General features: G+C 68.6%; 20 protein-coding genes. 11 read left to right on the top strand and 9 right to left on the bottom strand.

The window, feature by feature from the left end:
• Positions 1–61 precede the first annotated feature (61 nt).
• A complete protein-coding gene (locus VKP62_11560) occupies positions 62–1,732 on the top strand; it encodes a sodium:solute symporter family protein (GenBank protein MEB3197830.1) in 1,671 nt (556 codons plus the stop codon).
• Positions 1,733–1,745: 13 nt separating this feature from the next.
• The gene (locus tag VKP62_11555; GenBank protein MEB3197829.1) at positions 1,746–1,964 is read left to right on the top strand and encodes a hypothetical protein; all 219 of its coding nucleotides are present in this window, start codon (positions 1,746–1,748) and stop codon (positions 1,962–1,964) included.
• A 113-nt stretch (positions 1,965–2,077) separates the two neighbouring features.
• Here VKP62_11555 and aceA read toward each other — a convergent pair whose 3' ends face one another.
• Positions 2,078–3,382: an isocitrate lyase gene (aceA, locus tag VKP62_11550; GenBank protein ID MEB3197828.1), complete on the bottom strand. Its 1,305-nt coding sequence runs from the start codon at positions 3,380–3,382 to the stop codon at positions 2,078–2,080.
• 295 nt (positions 3,383–3,677) lie between these two features.
• Positions 3,678–4,160 carry a hotdog fold domain-containing protein gene (locus VKP62_11545; GenBank protein ID MEB3197827.1) on the bottom strand — a complete coding sequence of 161 codons (483 nt, stop codon included), beginning with the start codon at positions 4,158–4,160 and terminating at the stop codon, positions 3,678–3,680.
• 181 nt (positions 4,161–4,341) lie between these two features.
• Here VKP62_11545 and VKP62_11540 point away from each other — a divergent pair, with 181 nt between their 5' ends.
• Positions 4,342–5,631 (top strand): NAD(P)/FAD-dependent oxidoreductase, encoded by a 1,290-nt coding sequence (locus tag VKP62_11540; GenBank protein ID MEB3197826.1) that lies wholly within the window; start codon positions 4,342–4,344, stop codon positions 5,629–5,631.
• Positions 5,632–5,662: 31 nt separating this feature from the next.
• Positions 5,663–6,232 (top strand): hypothetical protein, encoded by a 570-nt coding sequence (locus VKP62_11535; protein MEB3197825.1) that lies wholly within the window; start codon positions 5,663–5,665, stop codon positions 6,230–6,232.
• Between the two features lie 12 nt (positions 6,233–6,244).
• Here the strand turns inward: VKP62_11535 and VKP62_11530 are convergent, their stop codons facing one another.
• The 5 genes from VKP62_11530 to VKP62_11510 all read right to left on the bottom strand — a co-directional run bounded on the left by VKP62_11530 (position 6,245) and on the right by VKP62_11510 (position 11,450).
• Complete coding sequence (locus VKP62_11530; protein ID MEB3197824.1) at positions 6,245–7,330, bottom strand: L,D-transpeptidase; 1,086 nt, start codon at positions 7,328–7,330, stop codon at positions 6,245–6,247.
• Between the two features lie 13 nt (positions 7,331–7,343).
• Positions 7,344–8,489 carry a L,D-transpeptidase gene (locus tag VKP62_11525; protein ID MEB3197823.1) on the bottom strand — a complete coding sequence of 382 codons (1,146 nt, stop codon included), beginning with the start codon at positions 8,487–8,489 and terminating at the stop codon, positions 7,344–7,346.
• A gap of 188 nt (positions 8,490–8,677) precedes the next feature.
• Positions 8,678–9,781 (bottom strand): hypothetical protein, encoded by a 1,104-nt coding sequence (locus tag VKP62_11520; protein ID MEB3197822.1) that lies wholly within the window; start codon positions 9,779–9,781, stop codon positions 8,678–8,680.
• A gap of 11 nt (positions 9,782–9,792) precedes the next feature.
• Positions 9,793–10,902 (bottom strand): hypothetical protein, encoded by a 1,110-nt coding sequence (locus tag VKP62_11515; GenBank protein MEB3197821.1) that lies wholly within the window; start codon positions 10,900–10,902, stop codon positions 9,793–9,795.
• Positions 10,899–11,450 carry a hypothetical protein gene (locus tag VKP62_11510; protein ID MEB3197820.1) on the bottom strand — a complete coding sequence of 184 codons (552 nt, stop codon included), beginning with the start codon at positions 11,448–11,450 and terminating at the stop codon, positions 10,899–10,901. Before VKP62_11510 ends, VKP62_11515 begins: the two co-directional genes overlap by 4 nt.
• A 228-nt stretch (positions 11,451–11,678) precedes the next feature.
• On the opposite strand from VKP62_11510, the gene VKP62_11505 reads away from it, so the two are divergent.
• The 7 genes from VKP62_11505 (at position 11,679) to VKP62_11475 (ending at position 22,025) form a co-directional block, all read left to right on the top strand.
• Positions 11,679–13,538, top strand: a complete 1,860-nt coding sequence (locus tag VKP62_11505; protein MEB3197819.1) for a hypothetical protein — start codon at positions 11,679–11,681, stop codon at positions 13,536–13,538.
• 125 nt (positions 13,539–13,663) lie between these two features.
• Positions 13,664–14,686, top strand: a complete 1,023-nt coding sequence (locus VKP62_11500; GenBank protein ID MEB3197818.1) for a hypothetical protein — start codon at positions 13,664–13,666, stop codon at positions 14,684–14,686.
• Positions 14,668–15,012: a hypothetical protein gene (locus VKP62_11495; GenBank protein ID MEB3197817.1), complete on the top strand. Its 345-nt coding sequence runs from the start codon at positions 14,668–14,670 to the stop codon at positions 15,010–15,012. Before VKP62_11500 ends, VKP62_11495 begins: the two co-directional genes overlap by 19 nt.
• 401 nt (positions 15,013–15,413) lie before the next feature.
• Positions 15,414–17,276, top strand: coding sequence for a hypothetical protein (locus VKP62_11490; protein MEB3197816.1), 1,863 nt, complete (start codon positions 15,414–15,416; stop codon positions 17,274–17,276).
• Between the two features lie 133 nt (positions 17,277–17,409).
• A complete protein-coding gene (locus VKP62_11485; GenBank protein ID MEB3197815.1) occupies positions 17,410–18,690 on the top strand; it encodes a site-specific DNA-methyltransferase in 1,281 nt (426 codons plus the stop codon).
• A 45-nt stretch (positions 18,691–18,735) separates the two neighbouring features.
• The gene (locus VKP62_11480; GenBank protein ID MEB3197814.1) at positions 18,736–20,340 is read left to right on the top strand and encodes a carboxypeptidase regulatory-like domain-containing protein; all 1,605 of its coding nucleotides are present in this window, start codon (positions 18,736–18,738) and stop codon (positions 20,338–20,340) included.
• Positions 20,337–22,025 carry a carboxypeptidase-like regulatory domain-containing protein gene (locus tag VKP62_11475; protein MEB3197813.1) on the top strand — a complete coding sequence of 563 codons (1,689 nt, stop codon included), beginning with the start codon at positions 20,337–20,339 and terminating at the stop codon, positions 22,023–22,025. Before VKP62_11480 ends, VKP62_11475 begins: the two co-directional genes overlap by 4 nt.
• Here the strand turns inward: VKP62_11475 and VKP62_11470 are convergent.
• Both VKP62_11470 and VKP62_11465 read right to left on the bottom strand, forming a co-directional pair.
• Positions 22,015–22,947, bottom strand: coding sequence for a DMT family transporter (locus VKP62_11470; GenBank protein ID MEB3197812.1), 933 nt, complete (start codon positions 22,945–22,947; stop codon positions 22,015–22,017). The genes VKP62_11475 and VKP62_11470 overlap by 11 nt on opposite strands.
• Positions 22,948–23,025: 78 nt before the next feature.
• Entirely contained in the window at positions 23,026–23,829 is an 804-nt protein-coding gene (locus VKP62_11465) for a hypothetical protein (GenBank protein ID MEB3197811.1), read from the bottom strand.
• Positions 23,830–23,908: the final 79 nt, after the last annotated feature.

Genomic DNA, 23,908 nt, shown 5'->3' with positions numbered 1-23,908 from the left:
TTGTCGGGCGCACAGACACGAACAAGCGTGCGCTGGCCATGTGGGTGGCCCTCTCTTCATCATGACGCTGCGCCCTTCATCTGGAGATTGTCTCGTGCAAGCCCACTGGATCGATTACGCCATCCTGCTCATCTACGCGTGCTTCGTGGTGGGCATCGGCTTCGTGTTGAAGCGACGGGTCACGACCGCTGAATCCTTTTTCATCGCCGGTCGTCAAATTCCTGCCTGGATCACGGGATTGGCCTTTCTGTCGGCCAACCTGGGCGCGCTCGAGGTCATGGGAATGGCCGCCAACGGCGCCAAATACGGCCTGTTGACCAACCACTTCTACTGGGTGGGGGCCATCCCGGCCATGGTCTTCGTGGGCGTCTTCATGATGCCGTTTTACTATGGGTCCAAGGCGCGCAGCGTGCCGGAATACCTGAAGCTACGCTTCGATGAGAAAACCCGCGGGCTCAACGCCCTGACCTTCGCCGGCATGACCGTGCTGGCCTCGGGCATCAACATGTTTGCGATGGCCAAGGTCTTCCAGTTGCTGCTGGGCTGGTCGATGGACGCCAGCATCCTGGTCTCGGCGCTGGTGGTGCTGTCCTACACGCTGGCGGGTGGCCTGGCCTCCTCGATCTACAACGAGGTACTGCAGTTTTTCCTGATCGTGTTCGGGTTCCTGCCGCTGGTGGTGCTGGGCCTGATCGACGTGGGGGGCTGGAATGGCCTGGTGAACAAGCTTCCCGCTGGCTTCACCCACGCTTGGAGCGCGATCGGCGATGCCAGCGCCAACCCGATGGGCATCGAATGGTTCGGCCTGGTGATGGGACTGGGGTTTGTGCTGTCGTTCGGCTACTGGTGCACCGACTTTCTGGTGGTGCAGCGGGCCATGGCGGCCGAGAACATGACCGCCGCGCGCAACACCCCCCTGATTGCGGCGGTGCCCAAGATGCTGTTTCCCTTCCTGGTCATCACGCCGGGGCTGATCGCCCTGGCGCTGACCCTGCACCCGGCCGTCGGGGCGGAACCGCTGCTGCAAAAGCTGCCCGACGGAAGCTGGGATTACAACAACGCCTTGCCCATGTTGATGGCCCACTATTACCCGACAGGCATGCTGGGGCTGGGCCTGACGGCGCTGCTGGCCTCTTTCATGTCGGGCATGGCCGGCAATGTGACGGCCTTCAACACGGTCTGGACCTACGACATCTACCAGGCCTACCTCAAGAAGGACGCCTCGGATGCCCATTACCTCTGGATGGGGCGTCTCACGACGGTGGTCGGCATCGCCATCTCGGTCGGCGCCGCTTACCTGGCCATGAACTTCAACAACATCATGGACTACCTGCAGTTGCTGTTCTCCTTCTTCAATGCCCCCCTGTTCGCCACCTTCCTGCTGGGCATGTTCTGGCGGCGCGCCACCGGCCACGGGGCCTTCTGGGGCCTGCTGGCCGGCACGCTGGCCGCTATGGGACACTACGCCGCGATCAAGGGCGGCGTTCTGCACTATCCCTCGGACATGGCCGGCAATTTCTACGGGGCCATCTATGCCTTCATGGCCTGCCTGCTGGGCACGATCGGGCTGAGCCTGGTGACGCGCGCCAGACCGGAGGCGGAGCTGGTCGGACTGGTCTACCAGCTCACCCCGCGGGAGTCAGACCACCACGCGCCCTGGCACCAGCGCCCCGCGCTGGTCGGCAGCGTGGTGCTGGTGTTGACGCTGGCCCTGAACGTCTGCTTCTGGTAAGGAGGAGAAAGCCATGCTGGATATTCGTCTGCCCATCGGTGGCATGTTCCTGTTCATTGGCGCCTTGCTCGGCGTGTACGGGATGTTGCGCCCACACGGGCCACTGCCCGTCGCGCTCCCGCTGGACCTCAACACGCTGTGGGGCGCCGCCATGGCCGGCTTCGGCCTGCTGATGCTCGGCTGGATGCGTGCCCGCCCCACGTCGGCGGAGCCCCCTTCGCCCGACGCGTGAACCGGACAAAGGGTGCGCACAGAGGGCACTGGCGCTCAGACCGCCGCAAGCGGGGGACCCCTCAGCGAAACCAGGGGACCAGGCTTCGCTGAGATCGTGGCGCGCCGCCAGGGCTAACCGTCCTGAGCCGCCCCGTGAAACTGCGCCGCCTCGGTGGAGCCCCGCAACGCCCCCGTGGTGGCCAGGCCCCCGGCGAGCGTGTCGAGCACGGCGTCGAAGTAACCGGTGCCCACCTCCTGCTGATGGCGCACCGCCGTGTAGCCCTGCGTGCTGGCGGCCAGTTCGCGGGCCTGCAGCGCGACGTAGGCGGGCATGCCCTCAGCCCGATAGGCGGAAGCCAGCTCGAAACTGTGGAAATTCAGCAGATGCCAGCCGGCCAGGGTCACGAACTGGAAGGCATAGCCCATTCGCCCCAGTTCGGGCTGAAAGGCGGCGATCGCATCGTTGTCGAGTTGCTGACGCCAGTTGAACGAGGGCGAGCAGTTGTAGGCCAGGCGCTTGCCGGGATAACGGGCGTGGATCGCGGCCGCGAATTGAGCGGCCTCGGCCAGATCCGGGTGCGAGCTTTCGAACCAGAGCACATCCGCATAGGGGGCGTAGGCGAGGCCCCGGCGGATGGCGGCGGCAAGTCCGTCCTGGATGCGCCAGAAACCCTCGGACGTCCGCTCCCCCGTCAGGCTGGCGTGATCGGCCGGGTCGATGTCACTGGTGATCAGCCCCGCCGACAAGGCATCGGTTCGCGCGATCAGAACGTTCGGGACATCCAGCACATCCGCGGCGAGGCGGGCGGCGCGCAGGGTCCGAATGAACTGGCTGGTCGGCACCAGCACCTTGCCTCCCAGATGGCCGCACTTCTTCTCGCTGGCCAGCTGATCCTCGAGGTGTACCCCGCCCACCCCCGCCTCGATCAGGGACTTGACCAGTTCGAAGGCATGGAGCGGCCCGCCAAAACCCGCCTCGGCATCCGCCACCAGCGGGACATACCAGTCGGTGGCCGCCTCGCCCGCCACGCGGGCCACCTGGTCACGGCGCATCAGGGCCTGGTTGATGCGCCGCACCAACATCGGCATCGAGTGCGAGGGATAGAGGCTTTGATCGGGATAGGTCTGGCCGGCCGCATTCTGGTCCGCGGCCACCTGCCAGCCTGAAACATAGATGGCTTTCAGGCCCGCCTGCACCATCTGGACCGCCTGGGCCCCACTGAGCGCGCCGAAGGTATGCAGGTAGGGCTCGTGGTTGAGCAGATGCCAGAGGCGACGAGACGCGATTTCAGACCAGGTGTGGGCCGGCTTGAGCGACGGACGCAGGCGGACGACCTGTTCCGCCCGATAATCCCGACGCACGCCCTGCCAGCGCGCGTCCTCCCGCCAGCTCCGCTCCAGGGCCTCTGCCTGTGCCAGGTGGGTGTCGAAGACCATGCATGCTCTCCTTGATGGCCGCCCACGGCCTGACTCGGCAGGCCGAAGGCGGCGGCACGAACCATGCCGCGTGCGGTCACCATACGGGCTTCTCGCCGCGTCGCGTGAGGCGTTGCGTCGGGTGCACGCGGCTGGCCAACCTGATGTCAGACGCGTGGCAGGCCTTTGGGGTGGCCACCAGGGGCCGTCAGCTCGCAGCGTAGCGCGCCGATGGAAGGGGCGCACCGGTCAAAAGGGCCAAGCGGGTCGGCCGAAGGCGACAGAAATCCGCCGCGACCTGGCCGGGTGGCCCCGCTCAGGCCGCCGCCCCCTGGGGCCCCACGCGCCAGGTGACGGTCGCGACAGCCACCACCTCATCCTGGGCATCGCGCACCTCGGAGACGACCATCACCTCGCGGTCGACCGAACAGTCGGGCACCCCCGCCTCACAGGTGGCCACCAGGCGTCCCCGGGCCTTCTTGCGATATTCCATCGTGACCCGGGTGACGATCGCGCGGCCGTGAGCAGGCAACGCGATGTTCATGGCCAGGCCGCTGGTGGCTTCTGCCAGATTGGCCAGGGCGATCGCGTGGATCGAGCGCAGGTGGTTGCGCACGGCCCGCCGATCTTTCATCGACAGACGCGCGTAGCCGGGCCGCAACTCGTCCACGCGCAGACCGACGGTCCCGGTGTACGGCACGAGCCAGCCAAACAGGCGACTGAACAGCCAGCGCCCTCCCGGCACCCGCTGACAGAACTGCCAGGCGGAGCGAAGCTGGACGGCGGCGGATCGGGCCATGACGCGACTCCCTCAGGGTTGGGCCAGCCCCATCATAGCAGTCCAGGCTGGACCGACGCGGTGGCCGACGTCGCTCCGTGCTATGGCCCGGGCCCAGCAGGCCGCGTTACACTCATGGCGTCTGACCGGCAGGCGGGGCAAACGCCTGCTTCCGACAGGCCGTGGAGGCGCACGCAGGCCAATGCCCACTTCGGAATCGTGGGATGTGATCGTGATCGGGGGGGGCCCGGCTGGCCTGATGGCAGCCGTGTCGGCGGCGCGGGCGGGCGCGCGCACCCTACTGCTGGAAAAGGGCGATCGCCTCGGCCGCAAGCTGATCATCTCGGGCGGCGGTCGCTGCAACGTCACCAACGCGGGAGACACCGCCCATCTGGTGGCCATGATCGTCGGCAACGGACGCTTCATGCACAGCATCTTCCCGCAGTTCTCCAACCACGACATCATCGCCTTCTTCGAGGGGCTCGGGGTGAGATTGAAAGAAGAGGACCACGGCCGCATGTTTCCGGTCACGGACAAGGCCACCACCGTGGCCGCCACCCTGATTGCGCATCTGGAGGAACTCGGCGCACGGGTCTGGCTGGAAGCTCCCGTGGCGGAACTCTGTCTGGCGCAGGGACGCATCGCGGGGGTCCGCTTGCGGAACGGTGACACCGTGCTGGCCCGCCAGGTCGTGGTGGCCGTGGGAGGCAAATCCGTGCCCAAAACCGGCTCGACCGGTGACGGCTACGCCTGGGCCGAGGGGGCCGGGCACACCATCACGCCCCTGTTCCCGACCGAGGTGCCGATCCATCTGGCGGCGCCCTGGGTGCAGACCCGGCGCCTGCAGGGCCTGTCGTTGAAGGAGGTGCCTGTGAGCCTGTTCAACGCCAAGGGCAAACGCCTGACCACCCAGGTGGGAGACGTCGTGTTCACCCACTTCGGGCTGTCAGGCCCGGCGGCGCTGCGCCTCGGGCATTACGTCTCAGTGGCAACCGCTCGTGGCGAGACGCCGTTGCGGCTCGAACTCGACTGGCGTGCCGAGGCCCACGAGGCGGCCGTATTGGACGAGATTCGCGGCCGGTTGGCGGCCGAACCCAAAAAGGCCATCAAGAACTCGCTGGCCGGCTTGCTGCCGGAGCGGGCCCTGCAGCTGTTGCTGGAACTGGCGGCGCTCGATCCGGAACAGACCCCCGCGCACCTTCCCCGCAGTGGATTGGTCCAGCTGGCGGCCCAGATCAAACGCTTTGCGGCCCAGGTCTCGGGCACCGGCAGCCTGGAGGAGGCCTTCGTCACCGGCGGCGGCGTGTCGCTGAAGGAAATCGACCCCCGCACGCTGGAGTCGAGGAAAACCGCGGGCCTGGCGTTTGCCGGTGAGGTGCTCGACGTCCATGCCCACACCGGCGGCTACAACATCACGGTGGCCCTGACGACCGGCTGGGTGGCGGGCCGCTGGGCGGCGGCGCGCGCGCGTGACGAGAGGTCCAGGGTATAAGGTGTCCAGCCCCGGGGGAGGTGCGCGCGCCATGCCTGTCGAGACCAAGCGAGGCCCTCATCACGCCGGCCCGATCATCGGGTGGGCGGGCCTGCTGACGAGCCTCTGGCTACTGGGGGCCGGGACGGCCCAGGCCACCGGCCAGGCCCCCCGGGTGCCTGCGCCGCCCGTCGTGGCGGCGGGGGGGGTGCGCCTGCCGCCCCCGGTCATCCACACCCGCGAGCGGCTGATCCAGCTGGCCCGTCGCGGGCAGTACGAGGAACTGGAGCGCCTGGCGCTGCTGGGCGAGGGCCCGTTTACTTACCATCTCGGCTTCGAGAAGCGTCGGCCGGCGGTTCTGTGGCGCGCGCGGGCCAGCCGCGGCGACGATCCCCTGCCACGCCTGGTCGCGCTCCTGCGCACCCCTCCCGTGCGTGCGGATGACCCCACCCTGTTCGTCTGGCCGGCCGCGGCCCAACAGCCCAGTGACGCGGCCTGGTTGGCCCTGCGGGGGGTCTACGACCCGAACCGGATCCAGCAGTTTCAGCGCGCAGGCTACACGGGCTGGCGGGTCGGCATCGACCCTGCGGGCCGCTGGACCATGTTGCTCAGTGGCCCCTGATCGCAGCGGTGCTCAGGGACGATTCCAGTCGCCCGTCTCCCAGCCTTCGAGGCTGGGGTCGAAAGGAGCCCCCTCCAGCGGGGCAGCGGGCGACGGCTCTTCCGCCTCGCCAGGATGCTCGCCGTCGTGTCGGACTGGCGGGGCATCCACCTCGGCGGGCACCGGCGCGGGCGTGACCACCACCGGCGCCGGCGCGGTAGCGCGCCCCCGACTGACCTCGCGCACGATGCCATCTCTGAAGCGAAAAGCCTGAGCGGCCTTCGCCCAGTCAAGCCGCCCGAGCACCCCGGCCGAGCGAGCCAGGCGACGGAGCTGCGCCGCATAATCGAGCCCCGTCTCATACACGTCGGGATAGGCCGAGAGCCAGATGTCCCGACCCGCCACGGCCAGCAGGACCGGCTCGTACACCACATGGACCGGGGTGCCGACCCAAACCCGCTCGTAGAGGTCCTTGATGTCGGCGGCCCGGAAGCGGACACAGCCGTGCGAGGCATAGCGCTTGATGGAGAGGGGCGCGTTGGTGCCGTGCATCCCGAACTGGCCTCGCCAGATGCCAATCCAGCGCGGCCCCAGCGGGTTGTCAGGCCCGGGGGGCACCTCGAGCGTCACGCGTTGACCCCGCGAGGCCATTTCCTTCTGGATGGAGGCAGGCACGAACCAGGTCGGATTTTTCTCTTTCGAGACCACCCGGGTGGAGCCGATCGGCACGGGGCGGTCCGGCGTCGAGACCGCCACGGGGTAATCGCGTTCCACCTGGCCGTCGTGCACCAGATACACGTGACACTCCGGCACGTTCAGGACCACGCCCTGCACCTGGGCGGCGAAACGCGGCGTGACCCGACGCGTGTCCACGCGCACCCACCCCCGACGCACGCGTTGCAAACGCACCGGATGCACCCCGTGGCGAACGCCCAACCAGGCCACCGAGTCCCCCGCTCGCAGGCCGACACCGAACACCGCACCGCTCAGCCGGCCAGGCCAGCAGCGCACGCCCGATTCCGCCCAGGCCGGTGCGGTCGGCCAGGGCCACAGGCTGCCGAGGCCCCCCAGCAGCCAACAGACCCCCGAAGCGGCCAGGCGCAGGCCCAAGCATCTCATCCGGAGGCCACCATCAGCCGTCGTGAGGGGCCGGATAAAGCGGATAGCCGGGCGGCCTCAGCGGCGTCGGAGACGGGATGGGGGTGGGGGTCGGCGTGGGGCTGGCCGTGGGGGTGGCGGTCGGCGTGGGCAGCGGCGAGACGGGCAAGGACGGAGAGGCCGGCAGCAAGACGGGCGGCGCCGTCATTTGCGGCCGAGGGCTGCGACTGGGTCGCGGCGAGGGCGGGGTCGGCGGCGGCGGGGCCAGATTGACCGGGATGCCGTCCCGGTCTCGCAGCGCCCGTTCCAGCGCTGGCGCGTGAATCCGAGCAAGCACGCCAGCCTCCTTGGCCAGCTGTTTCACCGCGGCGTGATAGTCATAGCCCAGGTTGTAATAGTCCGGATAGACCGACAGCCAGATGGCCGATCCCTCTACCCCCAGGATGACGGGCTGGTAAATCACCCGAACCCGCATGCCCATTCGCACCCGATCATACAGGTCCTCGATGTCATCGCGCAGGAAGCGAACGCAGCCGTGCGAGGCATAGCGCTTGATCGACCAGGGCATGGTGGTGCCGTGAAAACCGAAAGTGCCATCTGCAAACCCGATCCAGCGGGACCCCAGCGGATTCTCCGGCCCAGGCAGAATGAAACGCTTGACCTCGCGGCCCTGATCGGCCATCTCTTTCTGAATCGAGCTGGGCACGAACCAGGTGGGGTTCTTCGAGAGGCTCACGACGCGGGTCGGCCCGATCGGAGCCTTGTGCTCGGCATTCGACACGCCCACCGCATAGTCCTTCACCAGTCGGCCTTTCTCGAGCAGGTAGACGTGCGCTTCCGGCAGGTTGACGACGAGGCCGTCCAGATCGCGAGGAAACGAGGGCGTGACGCGGCGCAGGTCGACCTGGATCACCTCTCCGACCTCCATGCCATCGAGCAGCGTGGCGCCATTGGGCTTGGTGATGCGAATGGGGTTGATCTTGAACTGGACGCCGAGCTCGTTGAGGTAATCCCCGGGGCGCACCTTGTACGTTTGAAGAGCCCCGGAAAGCTTGCCCGGTCGGAGCAACAAGCCGTCCGGGTCGAGCGAAGGGGTCTTGGGCGGGGCCGGGCGCGTGGCCGCCGCCAGGCCATCCAGCGGGTGCCACGCCAGCAGGCTGGCCGCCAGCAATGCCCGCACGCCCCACCTGATCCCACCACTCGACTGCAATGCCCGCACTCCCGCCTGCTGCGACGCCCCGAAACACCGGATCCACGTCGTCGTGAAATCGTAAAAAGGCAAGCGGGCCTTGTCAATCGGCGCCATACCGCCGCCCGCCGCTCGGCCACCCGGTACGTCCCCGTGGCGGGCCGATGAGGTCCCCCCGCTCACTCGGGGCACCCCTGCACATAGCGACGCGCGTTGTCGAGATACAGGTAGGCCTTGCCGAGCAGCACGGGGTCCCGTTGCGATGACCGCCAGGCCTGGGCCGAGACGGCATAGGGGCCGTCCGGCCAGTCGCCCGTGTCCACCCGCGCCTGCCACGTCAGCCCCTTGCGCTCGGCCTCCGCCACCTTCTGGTTGTTCAGCCAGAAGGAAACCGCCTGATAGGTCTCGGCATCGGGCGGGACGGTGCAGACGAAGCGTGTCTCGCCGCGCGCCAGATAGCGCTGCAGCCGCTGCCCCGGATAGGAGGCCCGGTTGTCTCCCACGGCCTGAATCGTGAAGGTCACGTTCAACCAAGCCTGACCACTCTCCGAGATGGTCTTGGAAATCTCCTCATCGTCCCAGACCACCAGTTGCACCAGGTCCACCCCCTCGACCCAGCCGTAGCTGGGATCGGGAGGCATTTCCTGGGACAGGAAGGCCGTGACGAGTTCGTCCACGGGTTTTCCCGACTTGGCTGAAAGCTGGTCAAGCACCGTCACCAGACGCGCCTCGATGTGGGCCAGCAGGTTGCTGGCCTGGTCTGGCTCGAAAGTTTCCGGCAGCCATTCGGAACGCGCCACGGCCCGGGCCAGAATGGTGCTGGCCAGCGACAGTTCCACGCCGCGGTGAGGGGGATGATGCAGCAAACGACGAGGGGGAGGGAGGCCACGCAGCAGGACCTCCGCACAGTCCATTGGCGCCTTGGGACGCGCGAAGGCGTAAAGCACCTGAGGGGGATCGGAAGCGAACTGGGCCCGCAGAAAGATCGGCTCGCCATCGGCCAGATTCCTGAACTTGAAGGCGCCGGCATCGTCCGTCGTCACCGGGGCGCGATCCGAACGCGGACGACCGTCGAGATTCACGACGGCCACCGGCGTGCGGGACAGCGGACGATGGCCCAACCTGACGAAAGGGCTCTCGAGCACGGGCGCGAGCGTGTAGCCAGGCTGCTCGGCCAGGCCGCTGTTGATGATCAAGGCATAGGCCAGATTCGCCGCAGGCGCAGGCGGCACGCCGCACGCCGCCAAGCTGGACAGCGCGACTCCGAGCAGCGAACGAACCACGCGTGCGGCGCTCACATGCCCCCCAAGGTCAGCGCGGGCCCCATCATCGTCTCGCTGAATCCAGGCCCGTACAAGGCCTGTGCCCGATAGCCCACGCGCAGGTTCAATGTACCCAGGTCTCGCTCCAAGCCGAGCTCGGCGGCACCGTAACCCAGCAAGGGCAGACCGGGCAATCCGCTGTCCACGAAGGCGAGCAGGGCCGGCGCCCAGTTCGCCTCGGTCGTCAGGCGCCAACCGGCAAGCCAGCCGTCGAAGGCCTTGATGCCCAGTGACCCCAGCAGCGGGCCTGCGATCTGGCGACCGGCAAAGAAGTTGTAGCTGGCCACCGGCGGGGCGCCGGAATGAACGCCCTGGGTGAAGACCCCGATCGCCCCGGCACCCAGGCGAAGCCGCCAATCGCCGCCCGCGAAGTGCGGGCCGAGCCAGGCCTCCGTCTGAAACTGGAGGCGATTGTGGAGGCTCAACGGCAGCAAGCGGTCTTGAAAGCTGAGGGAAAGGGCGCGCAGGCGCCCCTCGAACGCCCACCAGGTGGCCTCGGCCGCATGTGCCGGCAAGGCCAGCTGGGCGTGCAGCGTCGGGACCCCGCTCAGTCGGGTGTCGGACTCACCCGCAGGGTAGTTTTCAGCCCACGTGACACCCGAAAAACCCAGGGCCAGCACCGAACCGGCCGCCACAGGATGCTGAAAGACAGGCAAGGGGGTGCGCGACTCCGGAATCGACTTGGGCCGCACCACCAGACGCCCTCGGGTCGCATCGTCCAGCACGCGCACATCGGTGGCCCCGATCACGGTCAGCAGGACCCGCGGCGGATTGGTGGCATCCTCCGGCACGGAGGCCCAGTCCGCCAAAATCGAGATGACCTCCGGACGTCCCCGAGCTGGCACGGGCGGCCGCAGCGTGCTGCCGGGAAAGGTGAGTTCGGCCACCTCGCGGCTGCGCCAAGTCAAGCGATACATCGGGGCCGTCCCCTCATAAGGAATCACGAGGGCGGCCAGCTCTCGGTCGTAGATCGGTTGGCCGAGCACCGTGCTGACCGGCTCAGGGGCCAGCTGCGCCCAGGCTGGCGCCTGAGCCGTGAGCACGGCGATCGCGCACGTCGAGGCAAGGCCAAGCGCCTTCATTCGAGCCCCCCCAGCGCCAGCTGCAGTCCCGCCGGTCCAACCGGCGCTTGGTCGGGAATGGCCCGTGCGCTGCTGGCCCCCGGAGTCTGGGTGGGAGAGGCCGAGGGGGTCGGCGTGGCCGTCGGCGTGGCGGTGGGGGTCGGCGTGACGGTGGGGGTCGCGGTCGGCGTGGCGGTCGGGGCAGCCGTGGGGGTGGCCGTGGCCGTCGGACTGGGGCGAGGCGTGGTGGTGGCGGAGGGCTTGGGCGTGGCCGGAGACCCGATGTTGTTGGGGGACGGCGTCGGCGTGGGGGACGGGGTCGGCGTGGCAGGCGCCACGGAACGGCGGGGCGTGGGCGAGGGGAACAGCGAGGGCATCAGGTCTGGCGTCGGCGAGGGGCTCGGCGAACCGCTCGGGCCCGGCGAGGGGTCGAGCAGGACGATCGCCAGTCCGCTGCCCGTCCCCGGAACCAGGCTGCCGGTGTCGTAGGGATTACGCGCACACGCACACACCCCGACCAAAGAACCGAGCAAGAACAAACGAGCCGCCGCTGGAAGCATCCCGCGCATCGCAGTTTCCCTGAACGCCAATTGCACCACTTCAAGAATCGTCGACCCACCCGCGCCCATCCTAAACCGGGAAGCGCTCCGTGCCTGTTTGCGCGATCACGCTTTCCGGCGCGCGGAGCGAATGATCCGCCGCATGTTTCATGCGCACAGATTCACCGTGCCCGGATGTGCTTGAGTGGGGACAAGATGCGTCTCCCTGTGTGCTTACTGGTCATGCCGAGGCTCTGAATGCGCCTTAGCTGCCTCAGCGCCATCCTGGTAGCGACGGCTGCCGCGCTGGCGCCATCCCCTATTCTTGCGCAAACCGCCCAGCCGGCCCGGGTCGGCACGGCGTTCTACATGGGCGCGGACCGGGCGATCGTCATTCCCTTTGCAGGCACCCCACCCAGGGCCTTCTACTACCGCATCTCCCCCACCATCCATTACTTCGAATTCGAGGGGGCCAAGCTGGCCGGCGCGGCCGTCCAGGGGCACAGCGGCGTGGGGGCGCTGCGGCGCTTCGTGCTGACCGAGAAGCGCGCCAACGTGGTGCGCATCACCCTGGAAACCGCCACGCCCTCCTCGCCCGCCATCCAGCTCAAGGCGGTCGAAATGCGCTTCGAAATCTATCCCTTCGCGGGGGCCGAAACGCCTCCCAGCGCCGCCGGTGGCACCCCCGCGAGCCGCCCCCCGGCCCTCATTCCCATGCCGGTCCCGCCGAACCAACCTGCGCCGGACGAGACCCTGCCGCCCTGGTTCTTCCTGGCCAACCCGCAAATGCCCCCCGCGGCGATCACCCCACGCCGCACACCCGCCCCGGCCTTCAGCCCCGAGCCCTTGCTCCGCCCCCCCGTCCCGCCTCCCAGCGAGGAACCCGAGGCCTTTCCGAGCGGCCTGTTCTCTTTTGCCTCCCCCGCGGTGCCCCCCCTTCCCGTGACGCCCAGTGTGGCAGCCGTGCCCACGGCCCCGCCTCGCCGGACCCCACCGCCGCTCCCGGTCGCCACGCCGCTGGCCGCCACTCCCACGCCCGAGCCCTTTTTCTGGTTCTTCCCGGGTCCGAGCCAGACGAGCGCGCCCACGCCACTGCCGACCCTGACGCCCACACCGCAGCCGACCCCGACGCCCACGCCGCTGCCGACCCCGACGCCCACGCCGCTGCCGACCCCGTCGACGTTCATGTTCCCTTCACCGGTCCCGGTAGCCAGCCTGTTTCCGCCGCTGGCCCGGCCGCCTGTCACGCCCCCGAGCCCGGCCACCCTCACGGCCCCCTCCCCGCAGGTCCGGCGCTGGCTGCCGCCCACGCCAGCGCCTGTGCTACTCCAACCGATTCCCCCCAAGCGCCCCCCCCTGCCGGAGCCAGGCCCGATCGAAACCCCGCTGCCGGTGGTCCGCCCGCCGAGCCAGGCGAGCCGGCCTGGCCCGCTCGAGCCCCCTCGCACCCGCATCACGGCGGCCCGGTATGCTTCCGACCGCCACGTGCTGGTGCTGCCCTACGAAGGGGAGGCCCCCAACTTCGAGATCACCGCGCTGGCCCCCGCCGAGCTGAGGGTGGATCTGACGCGCACGATCCTGGCAGGCCCGGCCGAACGGGGCACCAAAGTGGGCGGCGATCCGGTGCTGGTGGGCTGGTCGGTGACGCCGGATGCCGCGCGCGGCAGCAGTGTGGTCAAACTTTCCCTGACCGGCGCCGGTGAGGTGGTGGTCGCGCGCGACGACGTCCGCAGGGAAATCCTGCTCTTCCCACAGCTGACGGCCGAGAGCGCCAGCGTGACGGATGGCAGCGTCAGGACCGTGCTGGGGCCCGCCACCTTCGATGAACAGGTGGGTGGACTCGCCATGGACTACCGGGGAGAGGTGCCCAAGTACAACATCACCCGGCTGACGCGCAGCCTGATCTACGTGGATTTCCCTCGGGCCGCCCTGAATCCGACGGCGGTGCAATTCGATCAGGTGACCAACTCACCGCTGGTCAGTTTCTGGCTGTTCGCCCCCCGCCCGGCGCGCGAGGCCGTGCGAGCGGTCCTGATCTTGCCCTATGGCGGCCAGGTGCAGTTGCTCGAGGACCAGGTCAGCGGACGCATCCTGCTGGTGCCTCGCCTGGGCGACTGACCGCGACGGCACCAGGAAGGCGAGCGGCGTCGGAGAGACCTGTCCAGGCGCCGCGACGGGCCCCCTGGGGGAGGGGCGTTATCGTCATCACCGACGCCCCGACGCGTGACGCGCATCGTGGTGATATGTCCATCGCCCGAGCCGTGATCCGCCTCTCGTCCGTGGCCGCCGTCATGGTGGCAGGCCTGCTGGCGTGTCCGGATGGCAGCCGGGCCGCCCCACCGGAAGCCCCCCTGCGAACCCCGGAACCCTTCACGCTGGAGCAGGAAATCCGCACGACCCAGCCCCCACGAGTGTTCAAGCCGCGCGTGATCCGAGGCACGCCCCTTCCGGTCTGGCGTCCAACCCCCGCCGAGCGCGAGCGCATGTCTGGCTTGAGAGGCCCGGGGCTGGGCGGCTACCGCCCGTTGCGCCCTGCCGCCGGCGATCTCGACAGCCGCTGGCGCCTGCTGGCGCCCACCGACGAGCCCAGCCTGGGGGCCTGGCAAATCCCGCGTTTCGCGCCACGCACCTGGTTCCGCACCTACTTCCCCACGTTCCAGGAAAATTACCCACTCGGGGCGATCGCCCTTCGCCCTGAGCCGATCCAGCGCTTTGAGGGCGGGTTGGGATTCACCACCCCGGATGGCGGCCAGGTGGACCTGGTCCTGAGCTACCTGGGTCTGACGATCTCGGACCGCCAGCTGCCCGATAGCCGGCATCAGCGGGACGACTTCAGCCTCGCCTTGACGGGCGGGCGCGCCTTCCCGGTCGGCCCGGTCAACCTCTCGCTGGAGGGCGGCTATATGGCCCGCTACCTCTCGGTGTCCAACAACATGCCGCCCCCGGCCACGGGCCGTTTTCTGACCTCGGTCTACCAGCTCTACCACGGGCCGAGCCTGCGCACCGGCCTGCTCGGGGAGCTCGGCGGCGGGTGGCGCTGGCACGCGCGCCTGGAGGGGCGTCCCTATCTGATCGCGCACGGGGATGAGGCGGTGGTGGCCGTCGGCCCGCTGTTCACCTATGTGGCTGAACCGGCCCTGAGCTGGGAACCCATGTTCGGCACCAGCTTTGAAGCAGGTTACCGCCTGGAAAACACCAGCTCTTATCGGGCCGATTTCGCCCAATCGATGCAAGGACCCTTCCTCGAATGCCGTCGCAAGTTCTGAAGGCCTGGCTGGTTTTCGGCCTGCTGCTGTCCCCGCTGACCCTGGCGTCGTGTCAGAACACGATCGAAAACACAGCGCCGGTTTACCCGGTGCTGTCGGGACAGGTCGAACTTCGCTGGGATCTGGATCCGGGCGGGGTAGCGAGCGTCCGCTACGAATTGAATGGGGTGGCGATCGGCAGCGGTCAGGACGTCAACAAGCGCTTTGCGGTTCCCTTCGACACCCGCGGAAAGACCAACGGCGCGCATCGCCTCTCGATCAGCGCGTTTGACGTGGACGGTCGCCTGCTGCGCGCCTTCAGCGCCACCATTCTGATCCAAAACTGACCTTGCCCGCGCGCTTGGCGGGAGGGGCAGCCCGGCGCAGGCCTCCACGCGCCTCGGCCCGCTGCCAGGCAGGGGGCGTCCCGCCCTGGCCGTCTCGCGTGCCGGCCGCACCCGCTGATCAGGCGGCAATCAGGGTCCCAGATGACGATCAGGGGCCCAGATCAAGAACGCGTTATGAATATTCTAAGGGGCAAAAGCCGGTTAATTTCTGCATATCCGGCGATGAATGCCTGCTTCTTTTATCTGGCCTTGGTGAATCCAAAACAAACAGCACACGAGAAAACAACCCGATCTTGGTCATCGACTGATAGGTCTGTCACATTGTGGGGCATATCACCTGTGGGGAAGGGTACGGTGAATCGATGCCTCGGCGGGAAGCCGACGAGGCAGAGGTGTTCACTATGCCTATCGTAAGTCGCACTCGAATTCTGCTGGCCACCACCTTGCTGGTCATGGGCTGTCAGGCCGCACCGCCATCGACGCGACCGATTCGTGCGTTGGCGCCGGAACTCAACCAGGGGGCTCAACGGGCCACCAGCCTGCGCATGCTGCTGCGGCAGAAAGATGTGCAGGCCGCCTTCGCCAAGAAGTACGGTCTGCAGCAGATGCAGCAGATCGACTGGGACATGGTGCGCGTCTGGCTCTCCAATTCCCGCGATGGCTTCGTGACCCGCATGGAGAAGGCCTCGCCGACGTTGGACTCGACGACCAACACCCGCACCGCGGCGCTGTTGTTCGACAATCTGACGCCCGGGGATGGCTACGGTCTGGTGCTCTACCTGTACCGGAACGGTGACCAGTCTCGGTTCGACACGGCGGAAGCCTCGGCGGTCCTGGACATCGGTCCTGAAGTGATCGCTTCGGGTTCGAACCCCAGCTTCGCCCTGCGGACAGGCCTCAACAACATCAACGTGAACGTGACCCTGACCGCACCCGGCGGTGACTTCGATGTGAACGTGGAAGATCCGGCGACGCCCGCCATCCCGACGATCGCTGGCCAGTTCCGCATCACCACGCTGAGCCACTTCAATAACGACCCGACCTTCGGTGATATCGACGGCACGGTGGGTTCGGTGGAAATCGGTGGCATTGCGCCCCTGATGGATGACTCTGGAGACGTCGTCTTCACCACCTCGGGCGGGCACCAGATCTGGCTGTGGGACGCGTCTGCCGCCACCGCCACCTTGCTGGCCGGCACGGGGACCCAGACCTCCAACTACGACACGCAAGCTGGTGACTACGGACCGTCTCTCGATGGCACGCTCCACACGCCGCGCGGCATCGTGGTGGGCCAGAACGGTGAGATTCTCTTCTGCGACACGGGCAACAATCGCATTCGCGCCCTGCGGCGCGATACCGACACCAACCCGCCGTTCGTGATTGCCCCCTCGGTGTACCGACTGGAAACCCTGATTGGCAGCGGTGCCATCAGCCTGGCCAGCGAGGGCGACAGTTCCACGGATCCGATTCGCGTCACGCTCTCCAAGCCGGTCGGCCTGGTGGCGGATGACACCGGCACGGTGTTCTTCACCGAGGATTTGCCGGGCAGCTCCAAGGTGCGCGTCTATCGCTACAAGATGGACGAGACCGACATGGCCAGCGCCACCGTGACCCACATCAAGGAACTCACCCGGACCAACTCGACCGCCACCCATCACTATGGCCAGCTCGCCATCAACCGCCTGCGCAACCAGCTGTGGGTGACGACCGGCGACAACCAGATCGTGGTGCTGCGGAACATCTACAATTCGACCTCTGACGCGCCAGCTGACATCGTGGCCAGCTTTGCGGCCTCGACCTGGATGCCGGCCACGGGCAGCATCAAGGCGCTGACCTTCGACCAGGTGGAAGGCCAGGCGCAAGCCTCCTTCACGGCCGGTGAGCGCTGGGGCACGCTGTACGCCTCGTTGACGCCGACAAGCGTGACGACCGGGCAAGACGTGGTCTACCGGATTCCGGTCGCCTCCAACGGCCTGATGCCGACCAACCGCGTGGCGGAGCCGATTGCAGGTGGCAACCAGACCATGACCACCACCTGGGATTCGACCAACCACGCCCGCAAGCTGGCGTTGACCCTGGGCTGGGGGGCCCTGGCCTTCGACCTCACCTATGACCCGACCAAGACCTTCGTGCGCTTCTTCACCGGCACCACCACCGGCGACCTCCACAAGATCACCCAGAACGAGGTCTCCACGCACAGCACCTGGAACGCCAGTGGCACGACCGAGATCTTCTATCCTGTCCCCGATCCTTCACCCAACTGAGGCATGAACCAGGCGCAAGCCGTTCTTACCAGTTAGCCCCCGGTGTGTGGCGCGATTCTCCTGTGCAGGTGCACAGGAGAATCGCGTATGCATACCTGGCAGGCCCTGCGGGCGTGTGCCATCATGGCCACCGATGTCCGACGATGCTGCCCCTTTCGGCCTGCGCTGGCCAGGTGATGCGGCCGCTCGCGCGTCGGTCGACCAGGCGGCGGCGGGCGCCTTGCGGCCGCGCCACGCGCTGGCCGCCCCAGACGCCCCCCACACCTTCATCGAAGGCGACAACCTGCCGGTGATGCAGCACCTGAGCGCCCGCTTCGCCGGGCAGGTGCGCATCGCCTATCTGGATCCCCCCTACAACACCGGCGTGGCCATGCGCTACCACGACCGCTTCCAGACCGACGCGCGCCGCTATGCCGCGGAACACGGGGCCGCCGCCCGCGGGGCCCGCCACGCGGCCTGGCTCAGCTTCATGTGGCCCCGCCTGGCCATGGTTCACCGCTGGCTGGCCGATGACGGCGTGCTGTTCATCAGCATCGACGATCGCGAGAGCCATCACCTGCGCCTCTTGCTCGATGAGATCTTCGGCGAGGAGAACTTCGTCTCGACCATCACCTGGCGCAAGAAGGTCGTGCGCGGGCGCGGCGCGCGCCACGTGCTGCCGCAAACCGAGTACATCCACGTCTACGCCAGGCGCCTGGCGGCCCTGCCTCCGTTCGAGGAGCCGCTCACCGACGCCATGCGCGAGGCCTACGACGCGGTGGATGCCAGGGGCCCCTACAAGCGCATTCCGCTCGCCAAGAGCGGCACCGCCCACTCCGCCAGGCCCAATCTGGTGTACGTGATCACCGCCCCGGACGGCAGCCCCATCCCCTGCCCGAGCCACCAGTGGCGCTGGAGCCGCGAGACGCTGGCGGCCCGTCAGGACGAGCTGGAGTTTCTCAAGGGGCGCGACGGCCGCTGGCGGGTCTACACCAAGCAGCGCCTGGTGCTGCCGGACGGCGAGCGGGGGCGCACGCCCCTCTCCTACTACGACCGCGTGACCACGGCCGACGGCACACGAGAGCTCAAGGGGCTGTTCGGACGACCCGTGATCGACTTTCCCAAGCCCATCCAGCTGATCAAGGACCTGCTGACGTGGGCCACCCCCCGCGGCGATCGCCGGGACGCCCTGATTCTCGACCCCTTCGCGGGCAGCTGCCCGACCGCCCAGGCGGTGCTGGAGCTCAACGCGGCCGATGGGGGGGCACGGCGCTTCCTCTGCATCCAGGCGCCCGAGGCCATCCCGGACAGCCAGTTCGCGACCCTGGCCGACGTGGGCCAGGCCCGCATCGACCGGATCAGCGCACGCCTGGCGCTGCCGCCGGAGACGGTTGCCAGCTGGCGCTGGGAGCCTGCCGACCAGGGGCCCTTGTGACCATCGGCCACGGCAGCACGCCCCCTCCGTGCTAGGCTCTCATGTATGGTCCGTTCCCGACTTGCCTTGTCGCTCCTGCTCACCGGCGTCCTCATGGCCTGTTCCCCGGCGCCGGCCAGCGGCCCGCTTCCGCTGGCAAGCGAGGCCCCACAGGCGCCCTCCCCGTCGCTGGACACCCCGGTCGCGCCGTCTCCTGCCGCACCCGTCCCCGGGCCGACCGCCGCGACGCGGCAGCTGAACGGCCAGGTCTTCGGCCTCGACGGCCAGGCGCTGCCGGAAGGCCTGGTCACGGCGCAAAGTCTGGATACCACCACGCCCTATGTCGCCAGCGCCACCCTGGATGCCCAGGGACGCTACCAGCTGCCGGCCCCCCCTGCGGGCGGAACCACGCTGGCGCTGGAAGCGAGCCGCCCCGGCCACACGCCGCGGCGACGGGTCGTGACGCTGAGGGCAGGCGACACCCGGGTCGACTTCGGCGGCAGCAGCCCGGAGGCGGCCCCCTTCTTTCTGTCGCCTTACCCGGAGATCACCCGGGTGGAGCCGATTCCCGACGATACCTGGACCGCCCGCGACCACCTGCGCATGAGCCTGAGGCTGAGCGAACCTCTGGCGCCTGAGAGTGCGGCCCGGCTGGCGGAGCAGCTGCGCCTGCTGCCCGCGAACCGAGAGGCCGGGGGCGGGCGCGGCGCCACCGACCTGAGCCTGCTCGACAAACGGTACCCCAACCCGCTCAAGGCCATCGCCCTGGCGCCCTGGCTGCTGGCGCCGGGCGAGGCCTTTCGCAAGGGCAGCCCGGCCCGCGCCCGCGCCAGCTGGGACGCATCCGGTCACACCGTCACCTTCACCTTCGACGCCCCGCTGCTGGCCGCCAAGCGACGGGCCCGTTACCAGATCGCGCTGGTCGGGGATGGCCAGCCGCTCAAGGATCTGCAGGGCTTGCCCCTCGGCACCGGGCCGACCGGCGAACTGGGCAGCTGGCCCGCCGCCGGCGAGATGCTGCTGGGGGCCTTTCGTGACCCCGACCCCGAGCTGGCGCGCGTCGAAGGCCTGGTGTCCGACGCGCCGGCCGGCCGCTGGGCGGCCACCCATGACCACGCCTCCGCGTTCTGGCTGCCGGAGGACAACAGCCCCCCACGCCTGCTGAGCGTCGATGTCCAGACCGAAGGCGACGATACCGTGGTCCTGCTGCAATTCGATGAACCGCTGGTGGCCCACGACGGCAGCCCGGAGGGCAAGCGCGGGCTGGGGACCGGCGCACAAGCGGCCGACCTGGCCGGGCTGACCTTCCTGGTGGGTGAACGCGGCAAGCTGTCGACTCGTCAGCTGCGCGACGGCCGGGCCAGCGATGCGATCGCCATCGACCCGCAGACCACGGCCCATCACGGCAGTTCGGCCGATGACAACCGGGCCTTTCGCTTCGCAGCGAGCGCCTTCGTGGCCGAAACCACGGGGGCGGCCGTGGGACGCGTGGCGCTCGGGGTGGACCCCAAACAGCCCCATATGCTCCGCCTGACGCTGGTGGGGCGGCCGGATTTCTTCGACGCCCGTATCAAGGCGATCGCCGCCCGTGTCGAAGGCATGAGCGATCCGGCCGACAATCGCCGCACGGCCGAAGGGGCCGACAGCAACCTCGTGGAAGCGAACCTGTGACTCGCCTGCTTCGTGTTTTTTCGGGCGCCCGCTGGGCGGCGCTGCTGGCCGTGGGGGGAGGCGTCGGCCTGTCGGGCTGCCAGTTCAACGCGACCGGTCGCCTGATCGTCCCGGCCGCCACGCCCACGCCGAGCCCGACGCCCACCCCCACGCCGACGCCCACCCCGTCGCCTACCCCGACCCCCACCCCCATTCCCACCGAGGCCCCCACGCCCCGCCCCAGTCCAACGGCCACGCCCCGTCCGGACGTGGTGCGCGGGTTGCCCGCCATCGTGAGCGGCGTGGTGCGCGACGAAAACGGAACCCCGGTGGAGGATGCGGAGGTGGTGCTCGAATCGCTCGACACCGCGACCCCGTTTCGGGCCCGGGCGACCACCCGCAGCGGGGCCTGGGTGCTGTCGCAGGTCCCGACCGACGTCAACTGCCAGGTCACCGTGAGCAAACCCGGCTGGACCACACGCAGCCGCACGGCCGTCTACGTCAGCGGAACCAGCGAGCTGAACGTGACCAATTTCGGTGCCGACGGTCCCTCGCTGGAGCCCGGGGCGGCGTTTTTCATCTCGAACCATCCGGAGATCGTGCGCAGCGAGCCGGTGCTGCCCAAGGACGAGGAAGAGCCGGTGACACTCACCTACCAGCTGACGGTGAGTGAGCTGCTGCCCGAGGAGAGCCGGCGACGCCTGGCCGCCGCCGTGCGGGTCGTGCCGGGCAACGAAGCCGCCAGTCCGGACGGAGTGGCGATCAACCATCGCCTGCTCGAGGCCGCCCCGGGGGTCACCCCGATCAACCTCGACAACGATTTTCATTACGCCATCAAGGCCGGCACCACCCTGCAGGGCGAAGCCCAGACCCAGGCGCGCACCAGCTTCTCCGCGGATGGCCTGACCCTGACGCTGAAATTCCCGGTGCCCCTGCTGCGCTCGTTCGCCGGCGAGGCGCGCTACCAGGTCGGCCTGGTCCGTTCGGCCGAGCGGGTTTCCACCATCAGCGACGCGGAAGGCCGTCAGCTCGGCACGGACGAGGAAAGCCACCTGGAGAACTATCCGCAACGCCCCGGCGACCTGATTCGCAACACCTTCCGGGCCAGCAACCTGGCGCTGCCGGCCACGGCGGCCACCGCCGCGGCGCGCTGGCGCGCCACGCACACGGCGATCGCCCACTTCCGCGTGCCCAGCGACACCCGCGAACCGACGCTGGAGGCGATCCAGCTGAGCGATGCCGGCCCGGATGCGCGCATCACCCTGAGTTTTTCAAAGCCGATGATGGCCTACGATGGTTCCCCGCTCGGCTGGCTGGATCGCAGCCTGCTGGAGGGCGATCGCCTGACCCTGGCCGTGGCCGGGCAGCGCAGCGAACTGCCTGACGGCAGCCTGCCGGCGCTGGCCGGCCCGATCCCGTTCGTCAACCCCAAGGCCCAGCGCGTCTGTGGCGACACCCCTGCAGAGCGCAATCGCCATTTTCGCCTGCTCGACGACGACGGCATCAATCAGGGCGAGGCCCCGGGTGACCTGAGGGTCCAGGTGGATCCGCTCGAACCCCGCGATGTCTGGCTCACGATTCTTGGTCGCCGGGGCTTTTTCGCGCCGGAGATCGGCGCCCTTCAGGCCCGCGTGGAGGGCTTCTGCGATCCCGCGGGGAATTGCCTGCGCACCCCCAGCGTGGTGAGCCGCAGCCTCACGAGGTGAGCGACAGCGGCTCCTTGAGCGGCGGACGCTCGTCCTCTGAGGTGGCCAGGTCGGTCGGCTCGACCGCCAGGTAGACCCCGAACAGGACCAGCGCCGCGAGGCCCAGGCGCGACCAGCCGAGCGGCTCCCCCAGCCAGGCCGCCGCGACCAGCAGGGTCCCGACCGGCATCAGGTACAGAAACATCCCCACCCGCGAGACCGGCAGGTGCGCGAGCGCCCATTGCCATAGCAGGTAGGCCCCTCCGGAGGACAGCAAGCCGAGGTAGGCCAGGCCCGCCCAGGCCGTGGGCGACTGCGGCAGCTGGAAGCCTTCGCCGAGCAGGGCCTCCGACAAGGCAAACGGCACCAGGCCCAGCGTTCCCACCAGCAGCATCCAGGTCAGGGCCGTCAGGGCCGGCAGACGATCCGCCAGGGCCTTGCTGATCAGGCCATAGGCCGAGCCCATGATCATGACCACGCCCATCAGCATGTCCCCGGGACCCGTCACCGCGGCGGTGGGCCCGATCAACGCGGCGATGCCAGCCGCCGCCAGCGCCATCCCCAACCACTGACGCCAGCCCAGGCGCTCCCGCAGGAACAGCCAGGCCCCGATCGCCGCCAGGGTCGGGCTGACCGCCTGCAGCATGGCGGAGTTGCCCGCCGTGGTGTAGGTCAGGGCCAGATTTTCGAAGGCGAAGGTGAAGGTCGTGCCCGTCAAGCCTCCCCAGACCACCAGACGCCAGCAATCCCGCGGCAGGGCCAGCGAACGGCCCAGCAGCGCATGCACCAGCAGCAGCAGGGTGGAGGCCATCAGAAAACGCACCAGGGCACTGGCCATGGGCGCCGCCTCCGTCACCACATGCTTGGTGGCCACGAACGAGACCGACCAGATGGCCACCGCGACGAGCGCGGCGCAGGTGGCTTTATGAACGAGCGGGGTCATACCCTCATGGTGCCACGAAAGCCGCCCGATGCGAGCCGACCGACGCGGGGACGGCTTTATCCCTGGGTTAAATTAAAATTAAAGACCGGCAAAGGGGGAAAGGGCTTCAGACGCGATTCGGGCACGCCAGCAGTCACAGGCCTTGAGCGCGTCACCTCCGGCAGCCCCGACGGCCCAGACCGCACAGGCCGGGCTGTGGGGTGCCTCGGTCCAGGCCAGACGCAGAGCCTCTTCAAGGGCCGGCAGATGACGCTGCTCCACTTCGAGCTGACGGATGCGGGTTTGCGCCTGTTGCGCCGCGGCGGCCCAGCGGGCTTGCTCACTCTGGGCTTCGGCCAGACGCTGCTGATTCTCGCCGTGCTCCTGATCGCGGGCGGCTTGCAGCTGGTCCAGCGCAGCTTGCAGCGAGCGAATGCGATCATTCAGGCCGATCAGGGTGTCCCGCACGCGCCAGCCATGCCGCCAGGCCTGGCCGCCAAGTTCGTCCACCTCGTCCTCGGCACGATAGGGGTTGGCCTCGGGCGCATCGCCCCGGTTGCGCGCCACCACTCCCTCATGCTCGGCCTGCCGCCAGATCTCCGCCCGTCGGACGCGTCGCTCCAGCTCAGCCAGGGCCTCATCGTGACCGCGTCGCTGGGCTTGCAGGCTGGCCCGCTGTTCTTCGAGGGTGTGCAGCAGGGCAGTCAGGCGCTCACGTTCCGCTTCGAGATGGACCAGGGCCTCCTGGCGAATGTAGCCGGCCGCAACCAGGTCAGCCTGGGTGGCCACCTGGGTGCGCGCCAGATTGGGCGAGGCGATCGCCAGCACCCACTCCTCGGGGCCCTGACCCACGTCGGCCGTGAACACGATGCCGCTCTGGCGAACGAGAGATTGAAAATCCATGTCGGGTTCCATCGATGCGCCTCACGGGTTTCGCCGGGGGGGCCTGTGATCTTATACCAGGTTCAGCCCGGGGTGATCC

This window comes from Candidatus Sericytochromatia bacterium, from assembly GCA_035285325.1.
Lineage (GTDB): Bacteria > Cyanobacteriota > Sericytochromatia > S15B-MN24 > JAQBPE01 > JAYKJB01.
Note: the sequence above shows the minus strand (reverse complement) of the source record. Positions and strands in the feature narration are given on the sequence as shown.